Source organism: Pseudomonas sp. TH21, assembly GCF_016651025.1.
Taxonomy (GTDB): Bacteria; Pseudomonadota; Gammaproteobacteria; order Pseudomonadales; family Pseudomonadaceae; genus Aquipseudomonas; species Aquipseudomonas aylmerensis.
This window is the reverse complement of record NZ_JAEKEQ010000001.1, coordinates 3,297,886-3,311,360: the sequence shown is the minus strand read 5'-3', so window position 1 is coordinate 3,311,360 and position 13,475 is coordinate 3,297,886. Positions and strand designations below refer to the sequence as shown.

Sequence of the window (13,475 nt, the reverse complement as noted above, 5' to 3'; positions counted from 1 at the left end):
CATGCTCGCCTCGCTTCGCGTACTAAAAATATGGCCGTGTCATATGTCATGGTATGGCCCTATAAGTTGTTCAGCTTGGGCGGCGGGTTCCACAGCAGACATAGAAAGACTTATATGTTTACTGATAGGCGGATATACCCCTTGGGGCGGGCGGTTTTTAAAGAGAATTGATGAGCCCGAAGTTTAAGTCGCCAGGTATTCGGGCTGAGTGCGCTATTGTCAGGTAGGCAGACAGGTATATAGCAAGTTGGCAGCCGTCTTTTTCTTTTACATCTGCAGATAAATCCTGTGCGGCGTTATAGTTGCCGCAGCGGCGTCGAAAGCCCGACGCCGCTGATTTCATAGGCTCAAGATGAGAGGTGCCTTAGCTCACCATAAATGCCGGCGGTATGTCGCCTTTGACATAAAACACCTCTAACTCCTGCCCGTTCAATTTTTCAACGGCTTGCAGAAGGGTTGCCTTAGTGATTTTTTTATCCCTGACCAGTCTTTCACCGTCTTTGAGAACGATATCGACCACCGTCCGAAATGCGTCCGGGTCTTGGGTGGTGTCGACCGTAAAGACGGGCACCTTCTTCGTGGGGGTTGAGTATTGGGTGGCAAAACTATTGGCTTTGGCCTTGCTCGCGCTGAATGACATGACTTCACCGCCACTGCCTGATGTTCTCGCCGTATGTTGGATAATCGCAGCCAGATAGTCGTCGCCGGACGAGTCCGTTCCCGCTGCACGCCTGAGACCGGTCGCGAGAGTATCCCCGGTAGCTGTATGCCCCCGGAATATTTGGGTTGGGACGGCGAAGTCAAATTGCTTCAGTTCCTCAAGGGTTCGGACACTTGCCTTGGCCCCGGGCGTGGCAAGATGTTCACTGAGTAAACGAACCATGAACTTTTCAGCACTTCTTTCGCTGTCTGGTCGGATGGCCAGTCGTGCGTCATAGAGCTTTTTAACATCCGTACTCAGCACACTGTTTGTTCGCTGCCACGCGTCAGTATGGTCGAAGACCTTGAACTCCAACTTCGCGGGGTCAGTGCTATGAGTCACGTAGCCTGGCTTCAGTTTCGTGTCGCGAGTCAGTTTCTCCAGGGCCTTTTCCATGTCCTGCGCATTGGAAAATTTCGCAAGCCCATGATTAGGGTCATAGAAGTAGAAACTCTTTCCTGTGTCATCAACCCTTACCCCGGCGGCCATGGCGTGACCAGGAGAGTCGATCATTATTGACTTGGATACGCTGGCGTCGGCCAGCTCATTCACGATGCCTTGAATCGTGTCCTGACGCACTGTCTGCTGAGCATGGAAAGCACTTCGTGCGCCGACTTGGGTTTGGATCTTGCTCAGTTTGGCAGTAAATTCCCTGGAGGCCGGATCGGCCGGGTAGGCCGCTGCACTGAGCATGTTTTTGATCAATAACCGTTCTTTGCCTTCTGCCATGGCGTCCGCCATGACGCGTGACAGCGCGGCACATTGGCCATCGGACAATTGCCCGGTCTTGGAAAGGTAGATGACTTGAGGCATAGGTATTACGCTGCCGAGCCCGGGTTCTATGGCGTCGATAAAACGAGCTGAGCCACCTCGACCGAGTTGGTAAGAGAGATCGTCGAAGCGCTTGAGCAGCATCCCGACCTCCTTGGCAGTAAGGTTTTTATTGCCAGCCAGGGTGATGATATCTGCGGGCTTCATGGAATTGGAAAACCCCGCGATAGTTTGCGGGTTTCCTGATTGGTATCCGCTTTCAAACTGAGCTTTTTGCGGTCCAGTGCGATGGTCGTTAACGGTCTTTTTCCAGCTTTTGACAACGGCCTCATCGAGTGTCTTTCGGGGGCTGTCCGCAGTCGCCCATTTCCCCAATTCTGCCATTTGGGCCTGCAGCGACGGCAAGAAATCCTCCAGCGGTGCGCCATAAGGTTTCAGTGACAAAGGATCAAGTGCGTACCACTTGTTATCTTTGAACGCTGCCGCGCCCTGCACAATTTCGCCTTGATGCTTGAAGGTACCCATCGACACGCTGTCCAGGCCGTTAGGCGCCGTGAGCAAACCGCGGCCAGACAACTGCAGAGAATGAACACCGTCATAGAGTGACGATGCTGCGGATTTCGCACCTTTGGTCAACAAGCGCGTCAGGTCCGCTACGTCAGCGAAAAGATTGGCGTCTTTCAGCACGGCGCCGCCGAATTTTTTAACGCCTGTCAGCAGCCCTAAGGCGGTTTTTTTACTGGTTCTGTTAACAATGCCACCGCCTTTGGCGCCAGGATTATAAAGCGATATCAGATCCAGCATGGCATCGCCGATGGCTTCGTCCCATTTACCCTCAATCGCGTTTTCGATAGCGGACTTGAACGGAATAATGACATTCAGAATGCCGTTGTTGAGTTGATGGTTTTCCCGGTATCGCTTCTCAAAGTTTGTTTCACCTGAAGCATCTGTCTCGAAACTGTCCTTGTCGCTGAAAAAATGCTCGCTGACGGTCGTGGCAATCGCATCGGTCTTAGTGGTGAAAAATGTCTTGAGGGGGGCCGTTGTCGAGTTCGGTTCGTCGGCGCCGGGGGTACCTGATGCGGGCTGGATCTTGACCCGATCAATGATGACGGGGACTTTTGGCGGTGGCAGCCCTCCGTGCCCGATCCCATACTTATCCAGATCGAACGGCAGCCGTGTAAACCCTTCGATATATTTATCGCCGTCTACCCCACGGGCGATATGGGTTGCACCGATTGGCAGTTCTTCAGGCAGGTCGGTTTTTTTGCGAATGGTCTGATCGCTTATAGAAAACTCATAGTAGGTGGTTTCCTCGCCACGCACCGTTTTAAACAATAGGCAACTGCGCCCAATATTTTTGTATTGTTTTTGACTGATGTCATCGTCGCTATCCTCACGCAGGGGGAGGCGGACGGAGTAAGCCGTTACGCCGCCGAATTCAAAGTTTTTTCGGTCTTCTAAAGGGAGTCGTGAAATTTGACTCTTTATGCGTGAGGTAAAGGCTTTTTTTACCCCGTCGAAATAAGGCGTGAACGTTTCCTTAAATACTTCTTTGATATCAGGAAGCTCATCGAATTTAGGCTCGACTTTTTTTAGAAGCTCTTTGTCAGAGTCAGACCTGAGCGAATCGGTCTTGAGCCGACCCGACATATATAGATCAATAATCGAGTACGCTATGCCACCTCTGTTTTGGCGGCCCAGCTTGATGAATTCTTTCTCCAGAGGGACGTCATCGCCCAGTACTTTTTTGAGTTCGGCTTCTGCCAAGGCTTTTCGGGTCGGCAGCGGTGAGGAGAACACCGCGAGGCGTGTACTGAGCTCTGTTATCTGCTCGTTGAATTTGCCCTGCGTGTGTTCAATCGCTGCCGGGTCGTAGTTGTCATCGTCATTCTTGATCAGAAAACCATTGACGATACCCCAGTCAACCATGGCGTTGCGTCGCGCAAGGGCGGCTTGCACCGCTTGGCGCTCGCTAACCGGAGAGGTGTTGCCGAACTCGATCACTTGGTCAAATGTCATGGTCGCCGCAGTACCGGGCGCCTGTTGCTCAATGCGCGAGACGGCAGCACTGAACACCGCCCACTCGTTGGAACCGTACACCAGGTTCTCAGGCAACTGTTTGACCAGAAACTGCGGCGCTACCCGCGAGAGCAGGATGTACCCCCTTAGGTCAGGGACATCGGCGTTTTGACGTTCCAGATGGTCATTGACCGCTGCGATGATCGCCGAAGCGGGTTTGCCCCAATTGTCGGGCTGGTTCAGGTCATAGCCTGCGATACGGTTGCGTTGTGTTTCGGGCGTGATGCCCAGTTCCAGTGCCAGCGCTGTCATCAACCATTCATTGACACTGGTTGGGGTTGAAATACCCTGCAGTTCGGCTTCCAGTTTCTGACCCAGTGCCTGCGCCTGGGGGTTTGCGATCAACTGATCAAGTACCTTGCGAGGGGTTACGGGTGAATCCGTGTTGGTGACAGCGTGTGTGATCAAGGACTGAATGCTGGTATTGGCTGATTCGTTGACGATAGCGCGCACGCGGTCTTGCTGGGATTGAGCCAAGGGTATGGTCCGACCCAGCAGCCCCCCGAAACCACCCAGCGCAGGCGGTGCGGGCAATGGCATGGCAATTTTCTGGGTCAATCGCAAGGTCTCTTGCCAACTGGTGGGTAACGGCAAGCCCAGCGCCTGGATGAACCGTTCAGCGCTTATGCTTTGCCCTTCGACAAGGTTGTTCTTGCGCGCAATGTAAGAGTCTGGTGGCAGGGTTATCTGCAGCGATCTAAGCCGCCGTTCAGTGCCATAGTATTGATGTTTCTGCAATTCACCTGTTTTAGTCAGACCGTCGATAAGTGCTTGTTGACCCATGGCATCAGCCGCCGTCATCGAATGTTTTTGCGGCGGTGGTGGCAGCTGGTTCTGGACACTGTGTTGGGCGAGCAGCGATCCTTGCCCGATGCTCCGAATAGATCGTTGATTAGGTACGGGATCGATGCCCCGCTCGGAAGAAGATTCAGCAAGAGGCACTTGGGGCGAAGGGGAAGTGGGTGTTTGCGGGGCGTTCTGAAGATGCGGGCGGGGAAGAGTAACGCTATCAGGTGAAATCATGGGTGGCATTCTCTGAGAGGCAAATGAACATACCCCGGGTGTTGTAACTGCGCCCGCGGTATAACACTTGGTATTGGCATCAGCCTCTAGCGTTCCAACTCTACCCTTTGCCGGAAGTTTCTATGTGCGCTGTCGACGCCGATACAAACGGCGCCACTGCGTATTAGTGCCTAATTCATCGCCATCAACGTAAATAGCTCGTCAGCGGACCCGGTCGGTGCCCAGTGTTTTGTTTAACCTGCGCCTCATTCCCTTATCTGCAGGTGAATCATCTCCCGCACCTTCGCCGTCAACAAATCAAAGGTAAACGGCTTGGTGATCAACTGCATGCCCGGGTCCAGGAAACCGCCCCGTACCGCCGCATGCTCGGCATAGCCGGTAATAAACAAAACCTTCAAGTCCGGGCGAATTTGCCGGCCGATTTCGGCCAGCTGGCGGCCATTCATGCCTGGCAGCCCCACATCGCTGATCATCAGGTCGATGCGCTGGCTGGACTCGATGATCGGCAGCGCATTGTCGGCATCGCCGGCTTCGACGAAGGCGTAGCCCAACTCGCTCAGCACCTGGCTCACCAGCACGCGCACGGCGGGGTCGTCCTCGACGATCAGCACGCACTCGCCGGCATTCGCGAAAGGCAATAGAGCGGAGTCCAACGGCGTATCAGCCGTCAATTCACCGACAAAACGCGGGAGAAACAGGCTCACGGTGGTGCCTTTGCCCACCTCACTGTGGATGGTCACATGGCCATGAGATTGGCGTGCAAAACCGTAGATCATCGACAAGCCCAGGCCGGTGCCCTGGCCGATGGGTTTGGTCGTGAAGAACGGGTCGAATACCCGCCCTATGAGGCTTTCCGGAATCCCGCAGCCGGTGTCGCTGACGCTCAGTTCCACGTAGTCGCCGGGGTTCAAGGTGCCATACGCGGCGGTGAACACGCTGTCGAGGTGGCGGTTGCTGGTTTCGACGATCAGCCGGCCGCCGTCGGGCATGGCGTCGCGGGCATTCAAGACCAGGTTGAGCAGGGCGCTCTCCAGCTGATTGGGGTCGGCTTCGGCGGTCCACAGCCGGTCCTCCAGGCGCATGTCCAGGGCAATGCTCTCGTTGATGCTGCGTTGCAGCAGTTCGCCCATCGAAGTGACCAGCTCGTTGATCTGCACTGGCTTGGAATCCAGCGACTGGCGCCGTGAAAACGCCAGCAGGCGGTGAGTCAGGCCGGCAGCGCGGTTGGCCGAAGTCACGCCCAGGTCAATCAGGCTGTCGAGGTCGTCCAACTTGCCGCGCGACACACGCCGCCGCAACAGCTCCAGGCTGCCGATAATGCCGGTGAGCATATTGTTGAAGTCGTGGGCGATACCGCCCGTCAACTGCCCGACCGCTTCCATTTTCTGCGATTGGCGCAACGCTTCTTCGTTGCTGCGCAACTGCGCCGTGCGCTCCTCGACTTGTTGTTCGAGGGTTTCCAGGGTGCGCTGCAGGCGCAGTTCGCTCTCGCTGAGGTCAATCAAGCGGTCACGCGCGTCGTATTGCCGGCGGCGACCGCGCAGGGCCGCGCTCACCAGGCTGATCAGGGTGATGGGGTGGAACGGCCGCTCAAGGAACGTGACATTGCCGAGCAGGCCACTCAGGTGCGAAGAACCATTCTGTTCGCTGCCGCCGTGGTGGGTCATCAGCACGATGGGCAGGTCCGACCAGGCTGGCTGCTGATGCAAATGCTCCAGCAACGGCTCCAGGTCCGCGCCCCGCAGCGCTTCGGCCGCAATGATCAGCAGGCCGGCACCTTGCTCCAGGGCCTCGCACAGCATCGGCAGGCTGCTGGCAACGATGCCGCTGTAGCCAGCCTCGTTGAGCATCATCAGCGCCAAAGTACCGTCGCGGCCCATAGGCGCCAGGACGATGGCGCGCTCGGATACGGGTGAAATAGCCGTCACACGCCCTCATCCTTGAGCAGAGGCGAGCCTGCGCCCATGTAGGTTGGAATGCCACGCAACACGCCCTGGAAATTATCCAGCGGTTCGCCGACGGTCATGCCGCGGCTGCTGATACGGTATTCGCGGATGGTCGACTCGTGGGAGCCGGTGCGTTTCTTGATGATCGAGATGGCACGGCGCACCTTGCCCAGCGCCTCGAAGTAACGCAGCAGAATCACGGTGTCTGCCAGGTAAGTGATGTCGACCGGTGCCTGCATGTCGCCGACCAGCCCGTGCTGCGCGACGGTCATGAAGGTGGCCGCGCCCCGGCGGTTGAGGTACAGCAGCAACTCGTGCATATGCAGGATCAGCGCGTTCTCTTCCGGCATGGCCGCCTGGTAACCGTTGATGCTGTCGATGACCACGGTCTTGATCCCGCGCTCGTCGACACAGCGGCGTACCCGGTGCGAGAACTCGCCGGGGGACAGCTCGGCGGCGTCCACTTGTTCGATCAGCAGGTTGCCGGTGGCTTGCAGGGCGTCGAGGTCGATGCCCATGTTTTTCATGCGCTCGAACAGCAGGCCCAGTTCTTCATCGAAAATGAACAGCGCGGCTTTTTCGCCACGGGCCACGGCAGAGGCGGCAAAGATCATCGAGATCAGCGATTTGCCGGTACCGGCCGGGCCGAGGATCAGGCTGCTGGAGCCGGTCTCCACGCCGCCGCCCATCAAGGCGTCCAGTTCTTGGATGCCGCTGCTCAAAGTCTGGCGCACGTAGCCGCCGCGATGCTCGGCGGCCACCAGGCGGGGGAACACGTGAATGCCATCCTGCATGATGGTGAAGTCGTGAAAGCCGCCACGGTATTTCTGGCCGCGGTACTTCACTATGCGCACGCGACGGCGTTCGGCGCCGTAATTGGGTGTCAGTTCTTCCAGGCGGATGACGCCGTGCGCCACGCTGTGCACGGTTTTGTCGAGGGATTCGGTGGTCAGGTCATCCAGCAGCAGTACGGTGGCGTCATAGCGCACGAAGTAGTGTTTGATCGCCAGGATCTGGCGGCGATAGCGCAGCGAGCTTTGTGCGAGCAGGCGGATTTCCGAAAGGCTGTCGACCACCACGCGGGTCGGCTTGACCCGTTCCACCACTTCGAAGATCTGCCGGGTGGCTTCGCCCAGTTCGAGATCGGAGGAGTACAACAGGCTCTGCTGGTGCTCGGCATCCAGCAGGCTCTCCGGCGGGGTCAGTTCGAAGATATGGATATTCTCGTCCAGGTCCCACCCGTGGGACTTGGCGCCTTGGCGCAATTCGCGCTCGGTTTCGGACAGCGTGATGTACAGCGTTCGCTCACCTTCTTTCGCGCCGGCCTGCAGAAAGTGCAGGGCGACCGTGGTTTTACCGGTGCCAGGTTCGCCTTCCAGGAGAAACAGATGGCTGCGCGATAGCCCGCCGGAAAGAATGTCATCAAGACCTTCGATGCCGGTGGCTGCTTTTTCGGATAACAACGCTTTGGATGTAGACAAGAAGTGCCCTCAGGTCACATACGAGTAGAGGATGCGCGCCCTGGTGGACGCGCCATGTTCTCTTGACCGTAGCGCTTTGCGGCGGTTCAACCTGTTCCAGGAAAATACGGCCGGTGATGTCTACAGACCCTGTTGCAGGGCCGGATCGTCGGGGTTTTGCTGTTCGAGCTGGGCCAGCAGCACCTGCACGTTCTGCAATTGGCCGCTTTCTTTCCAGTATGTGACGAGCAGCACCCGCGCCTTGCGATTGGCCGGGTGGCGCTGGATGATTTCTTCCAACTGGCGCTGGGCCGCTTCCTGTTCCTGCTGGGCGTGCAGGGTGGTGGCCAGGTCGTAGCGGTAATCCTGATTGTCCGGCTCCAGCTCCACGGCCTTGGACAGGCCCAGCAGCGCATAGGGGCGCTCGCCGTGGTGCAGCAGCCACATGCCCAGCGCATGTTGCAGGTAAGCCGATTCAGGGTGCGCCGCCAGTTGCCGCGCGAGCAGTTGACGGGACTCGTCGGTCTTGCCTTGCTTATCCAGCAGCTCGATCTGCGCGACCACCGCCTGCAAGTTGTCCGGCTGCAGGCGCATGGCCTGTTCCAGCGCATTTTGTGCATCGGGCAGCAGGGCGCTGTGGATGTACAGGCGCGCCAGTTGAATCCAGCCCTCAGCCGTTTCCGGCTGGGCCTTGAGCTTCTTCACGAACTCATCCAGCACCTGCTGCAAGGGCCCGAAATACAATCCCAAGGTGTCGGGCGAGAGACCGAGCAAGGCATTGGCGGCGGCAAAGCGCACGCCTTGTTCGGGGTCATCCAGGGCAGGGCCGAGCAACAGCGTGCGCTGGCCCGTGGGCACCAGGCCGACAATGCTATGGATAGCGGCTTCGCGTACCAGCGGCGAGTCGCTGGCGAGGTCTTTATCCGCCAGCTTCAAGGCCTGGGGGCTGGGGTAGTTGGGCAGTTCGGCATGCAATGCGGCGCGGCGCTCGGGCGACAGGTCCGGCCGGCCCAATTGCTGATAGAGCACGCGCGCCGCGCCCGGCTCGCCGTTATGCGCCTGTTTCAGCGCTTTCGCGTAACCATGGGCAATGGCGGGTGGCACGGCCACCGGTGTGGAACGGGAGAAATACCAGGTGATCAGTACAATCAACAACAGGGCGCACAGGCCGACGATGGAGTAACGGCGTGACTTTGACATGCAGGCGTCCGAAAGCTTGGGCAGCTAGAGCAAAGCCATCAGCTTCGGCCAGACCAGGGCAGGTGTCAAACCCGCGTCAGGTCAGCACGTATTCCACCGGCTCGAGCGGCGGCGGCAAGTCGGTTTCGCCGAGGGCCGCGAGAATCTCGCGCTCCAGGGTGCGCAGGATTGCGTTGCAGGGCAGGTCGTTTTCGTCGAAGCCGAAAGGGTCTTCGAGATCATCGCCGATCTCGTCCAGGCCAAAGAAGGTGTAGCTGACAATGGCGGTGAACACCGGCGTGAGCCAGCCCAGGGGCTCGGCCATGGCGAACGGCAACAGAATGCAGAACAGGTAGATGGTGCGGTGCAGCAGCAAGGTGTAGGGGAAGGGCAGCGGCGTGGCCTTGATCCGCTCGCACGAGGCCTGCACCTGGCTGAGGCTGACCAGCCGGGTCTCCAGTTGGGTGTAGCGCCATTCGCTGAGCACGCCCTGTTCGGTCAACACGGAAAACCGCGCGCCGACCTGCTGCAGCAGCTTGTCGGGGAGGTTGGGGTGGCGGGTGTCGACGTCGCTCCACGGCTTGATTGCCAGCGCTTCATCTTCATGCCGCAGGCGGGCGACCAGGCCGTGCGCAAAACCACCCAGCGCGCGCAGCAGGCCGGCGCGCTCGGCCGGGTCACTGAGCACCTGGGTCTCGCGGATCAGCGAGCGTACATCGATGATCATCTGCCCCAGTTGCTTGCGGCCTTCCCACCAGCGGTCATAGCAGGCGTTATTGCGAAAGCTCATGAAGATCGACAGCGACAGCCCCAGCAGCGTGAATGGCGTGGCGTTGACCTTGGAGAAATACGCCGGGTGCAGGGTTTCCACCAGCACGATCACCGAGGCCAGCAACGTGACCAGCAGGCTGCGCAGGGCAATGCGCTTGGCTATCGAGCCTTTGAGGGAGAACAGGATACCCAGGAGGTTGGGTTTGGGACGCACAATCATCGGCGGGACAGGGCTTCTTCGGAGACGCGGCTTCAGGAGTGTAGCCCCTCAGATTAGAAGCAAGCGCGACAGGCGTCCAATCGCTTGGACTGACTGGCCGATAAGCAGGATTGATGACTGGCCAAACCAGTCAAGCAGGTTGAAAGCTTTGACCATTGCTGCGCCAGCGTGCGGGAGCGACTATTTCCACGATTCGGTCCTTCTGGTTCAAGGAAACAATAATGCAGATTGAAAACAAGATCTTCCTGGTCAGCGGCGGCGCGTCAGGCCTGGGCGCGGCCACCGCAGAAATGCTGATTGCCGCCGGTGCCAAGGTGATGCTGGTGGATTTGAACGCCGACGCGGTGACCGCCAAGGCCAAGCAGTTGGGCGAGAACGCACGCAGCGCCGTGGCCGATATCAGCCAGGAAGCGGCGGCCGAAGCCGCCGTGCAAGCGACCGTTGCCGCCTTTGGCGGCCTGCATGGGTTGGTCAACTGCGCCGGTGTGGTGCGTGGCGAGAAAATTCTCGGCAAGAACGGCCCCCACGGGCTAGCCAGCTTTGCCCAGGTGATCAACGTCAACCTGATCGGCAGCTTCAACCTGCTGCGCCTGGCGGCAGCGGCCATTGCTGAAAGCGAAGCGAATGCCGATGGCGAGCGCGGCGTGATCATCAACACCGCCTCGGTTGCAGCGTTTGATGGGCAGATCGGCCAGGCTGCCTATTCCGCCTCCAAAGGCGCGATCGCCAGCCTCACGTTGCCGGCCGCTCGCGAGCTGGCGCGCTTTGGTATCCGCGTGATGACCATCGCCCCGGGTATTTTCGAGACGCCGATGATGGCCGGCATGACCGCCGAAGTGCGCGACTCGCTGGCCGCAGGCGTGCCATTCCCGCCGCGCCTGGGCAAACCTGCGGAATACGCGATGCTGGTCCGCCACATCATCGAAAACAGCATGCTCAATGGCGAGGTGATCCGTCTCGACGGCGCCTTGCGCATGGCCGCCAAGTAAGGAGAACTTCCATGACTGATCCCATCGTAATTGTCAGCGCCGTGCGCACCCCCATGGGCGGCTTCCAGGGCGACCTCAAGGGTCTGACCGCGCCGCAGCTGGGCTCTGCCGCGATCCGTGCAGCGGTCGAGCGTGCCGGCATCGCCACCGATGCTGTCGATGAAGTGCTGTTCGGCTGTGTGCTGCCCGCCGGCCTCGGCCAGGCCCCGGCGCGCCAGGCGGCCCTCGGCGCCGGGCTGGACAAGTCGACGCGCTGCACCACCCTCAACAAGATGTGCGGTTCGGGCATGGAGGCGGCGATCCTGGCACATGATTCGCTGCTGGCCGGCAGCGTCGACGTGGTGATTGCCGGCGGCATGGAAAGCATGTCCAACGCGCCTTATTTGCTCGACCGCGCCCGCAGCGGCTACCGCATGGGCCACGGCCGCGTGCTCGACCATATGTTCCTCGACGGCCTCGAAGACGCCTACGACAAGGGCCGCCTGATGGGCACCTTTGCCGAAGACTGCGCCGCGCACAACGGCTTTACCCGTGAAGCCCAGGACGCCTTCGCCATCGCCTCGTTGACCCGTGCGCAAGAAGCGATCACCCATGGCAGCTTCGCCGCCGAGATCGTCCCGGTGCAGGTCACGGTCGGCAAGGAACAGAAGACCGTCCAGCACGACGAACAACCGCCCAAGGCCAAGCTGGACAAGATCGCCAGCCTGAAACCGGCGTTCCGCGAAGGCGGGACCGTGACGGCGGCCAACTCCAGCTCGATTTCCGACGGTGCGGCGGCCTTGTTGCTGATGCGCCAGTCCGAGGCGCTCAAGCGCGGGCTCAAGCCGCTGGCGGTGATCCATGGTCACGCGGCCTTTGCCGATGAGCCCGGGTTGTTCCCGGTGGCGCCGGTGGGCGCAATCCGCAAGCTGATGAGCAAGACCGGCTGGAGCATCGACGAAGTTGACCTGTTCGAGATCAACGAGGCCTTCGCGGTGGTCACCCTGGTGACGATGAGCAAGCTGGAAATCCCGCACGCCAAGGTCAACGTTCACGGCGGCGCCTGTGCCCTGGGCCACCCGATCGGTGCTTCCGGCGCGCGAATCCTGGTGACCCTGCTCGCGGCCCTGCGCCAGAAAGGCCTCAAGCGTGGCGTGGCCGCGATCTGTATCGGCGGCGGTGAAGCCACGGCCATGGCCGTTGAATGCCTGTATTAAGGAAACCCTATGCTGCCCAATGACGAACAACTGCAGATCAGCGACGCGGCCCGGCAATTTGCCCAGGAGCGGCTGAAACCGTTCGCAGCCGACTGGGACCGCGAGCACCGTTTTCCCAAGGAAGCGATCGGCGAAATGGCCGAACTGGGCGTTTTCGGCATGCTCGTGCCGGAACAGTGGGGCGGCTGCGACACCGGCTACCTGGCCTACGCCATGGCCCTGGAAGAAATCGCCGCCGGCGACGGGGCCTGCTCGACCATCATGAGCGTGCACAACTCGGTGGGCTGCGTGCCCATCCTCACGTTCGGCAACGATCAGCAGAAAGAGCAATTCCTCAAGCCGCTCGCCAGTGGCGCCATGCTCGGCGCGTTTGCCTTGACCGAGCCCCAGGCCGGTTCGGATGCCAGCAGCCTGAAGACCCGGGCGCGCCTGGACGGTGATCACTACGTGCTCAATGGCTGCAAGCAGTTCATCACCTCCGGGCAAAATGCCGGGGTGGTGATTGTGTTTGCGGTGACCGACCCGGCCGCCGGCAAGCGCGGCATCAGCGCGTTCATCGTGCCCACCGACTCCCCGGGCTACAGTGTGGCGCGGGTCGAAGACAAGCTCGGCCAGCACGCCTCGGACACCTGCCAGATCCTGTTCGAGGACGTGAAAGTGCCGGTGGCCAATCGCCTGGGCGCGGAGGGCGAAGGCTATCGAATCGCCCTGGCCAACCTCGAAGGCGGTCGCGTGGGTATCGCCTCGCAGTCGGTGGGCATGGCGCGCGCTGCCTTTGAAGCCGCCCGCGACTATGCCAGGGAACGCGAAAGCTTCGGCAAGCCACTCATCGAGCACCAGGCCGTGGCGTTTCGCCTGGCCGACATGGCCACGCAAATCGCCGTCGCCCGGCAGATGGTGCAGTACGCGGCGGCACTGCGTGACAGCGGCAAGCCGGCGCTGGTGGAAGCGTCCATGGCCAAGCTGTTCGCCTCGGAAATGGCTGAAAAAGTCTGTTCGGCCGCCTTGCAAACCCTGGGCGGTTACGGTTACCTGAGCGACTTCCCCCTCGAGCGGATCTACCGCGATGTGCGGGTCTGCCAGATCTACGAAGGCACCAGCGATATTCAACGCATGGTCATCTCACGCAATCTCTAAG

The 13,475-nt window shown here is 59.8% G+C and carries 8 protein-coding genes; 3 read left to right on the top strand and 5 right to left on the bottom strand.

From position 1 onward, the window contains the following. Positions 1-364: 364 nt before the first annotated feature. From JFU04_RS14405 to JFU04_RS14385, 5 genes are all read right to left on the bottom strand, one after another. Complete coding sequence (locus tag JFU04_RS14405) at positions 365-4,576, bottom strand: YopT-type cysteine protease domain-containing protein (RefSeq protein WP_201144516.1); 4,212 nt, start codon at positions 4,574-4,576, stop codon at positions 365-367. A gap of 245 nt (positions 4,577-4,821) precedes the next feature. Continuing rightward, positions 4,822-6,504 (bottom strand): ATP-binding protein, encoded by a 1,683-nt coding sequence (locus JFU04_RS14400; RefSeq protein WP_201144514.1) that lies wholly within the window; start codon positions 6,502-6,504, stop codon positions 4,822-4,824. Next, positions 6,501-8,003, bottom strand: a complete 1,503-nt coding sequence (locus JFU04_RS14395) for an ATPase domain-containing protein (RefSeq protein ID WP_120448636.1) — start codon at positions 8,001-8,003, stop codon at positions 6,501-6,503. Before JFU04_RS14395 ends, JFU04_RS14400 begins: the two co-directional genes overlap by 4 nt. Positions 8,004-8,123: 120 nt before the next feature. Beyond that, a complete protein-coding gene (locus JFU04_RS14390; protein WP_065905361.1) occupies positions 8,124-9,182 on the bottom strand; it encodes a tetratricopeptide repeat protein in 1,059 nt (352 codons plus the stop codon). Between the two features lie 76 nt (positions 9,183-9,258). Next, on the bottom strand, positions 9,259-10,152 hold the full coding sequence (locus tag JFU04_RS14385) for a bestrophin family protein (protein WP_065905359.1): 894 nt from the start codon (positions 10,150-10,152) through the stop codon (positions 9,259-9,261). A gap of 221 nt (positions 10,153-10,373) precedes the next feature. Between JFU04_RS14385 and JFU04_RS14380 the strand changes: the two genes are divergently transcribed. Genes JFU04_RS14380 through JFU04_RS14370 form a run of 3 tightly spaced genes read left to right on the top strand, consistent with a single transcriptional unit; the run spans position 10,374 to position 13,474 of the window. Beyond that, positions 10,374-11,141, top strand: coding sequence for an SDR family NAD(P)-dependent oxidoreductase (locus tag JFU04_RS14380; protein ID WP_201144512.1), 768 nt, complete (start codon positions 10,374-10,376; stop codon positions 11,139-11,141). A gap of 11 nt (positions 11,142-11,152) precedes the next feature. Next, entirely contained in the window at positions 11,153-12,337 is a 1,185-nt protein-coding gene (locus JFU04_RS14375) for an acetyl-CoA C-acyltransferase (protein WP_065905357.1), read from the top strand. A 9-nt stretch (positions 12,338-12,346) separates the two neighbouring features. Then, positions 12,347-13,474 carry an acyl-CoA dehydrogenase gene (locus JFU04_RS14370; protein ID WP_201144510.1) on the top strand — a complete coding sequence of 376 codons (1,128 nt, stop codon included), beginning with the start codon at positions 12,347-12,349 and terminating at the stop codon, positions 13,472-13,474. Position 13,475 lies beyond the last annotated feature (1 nt).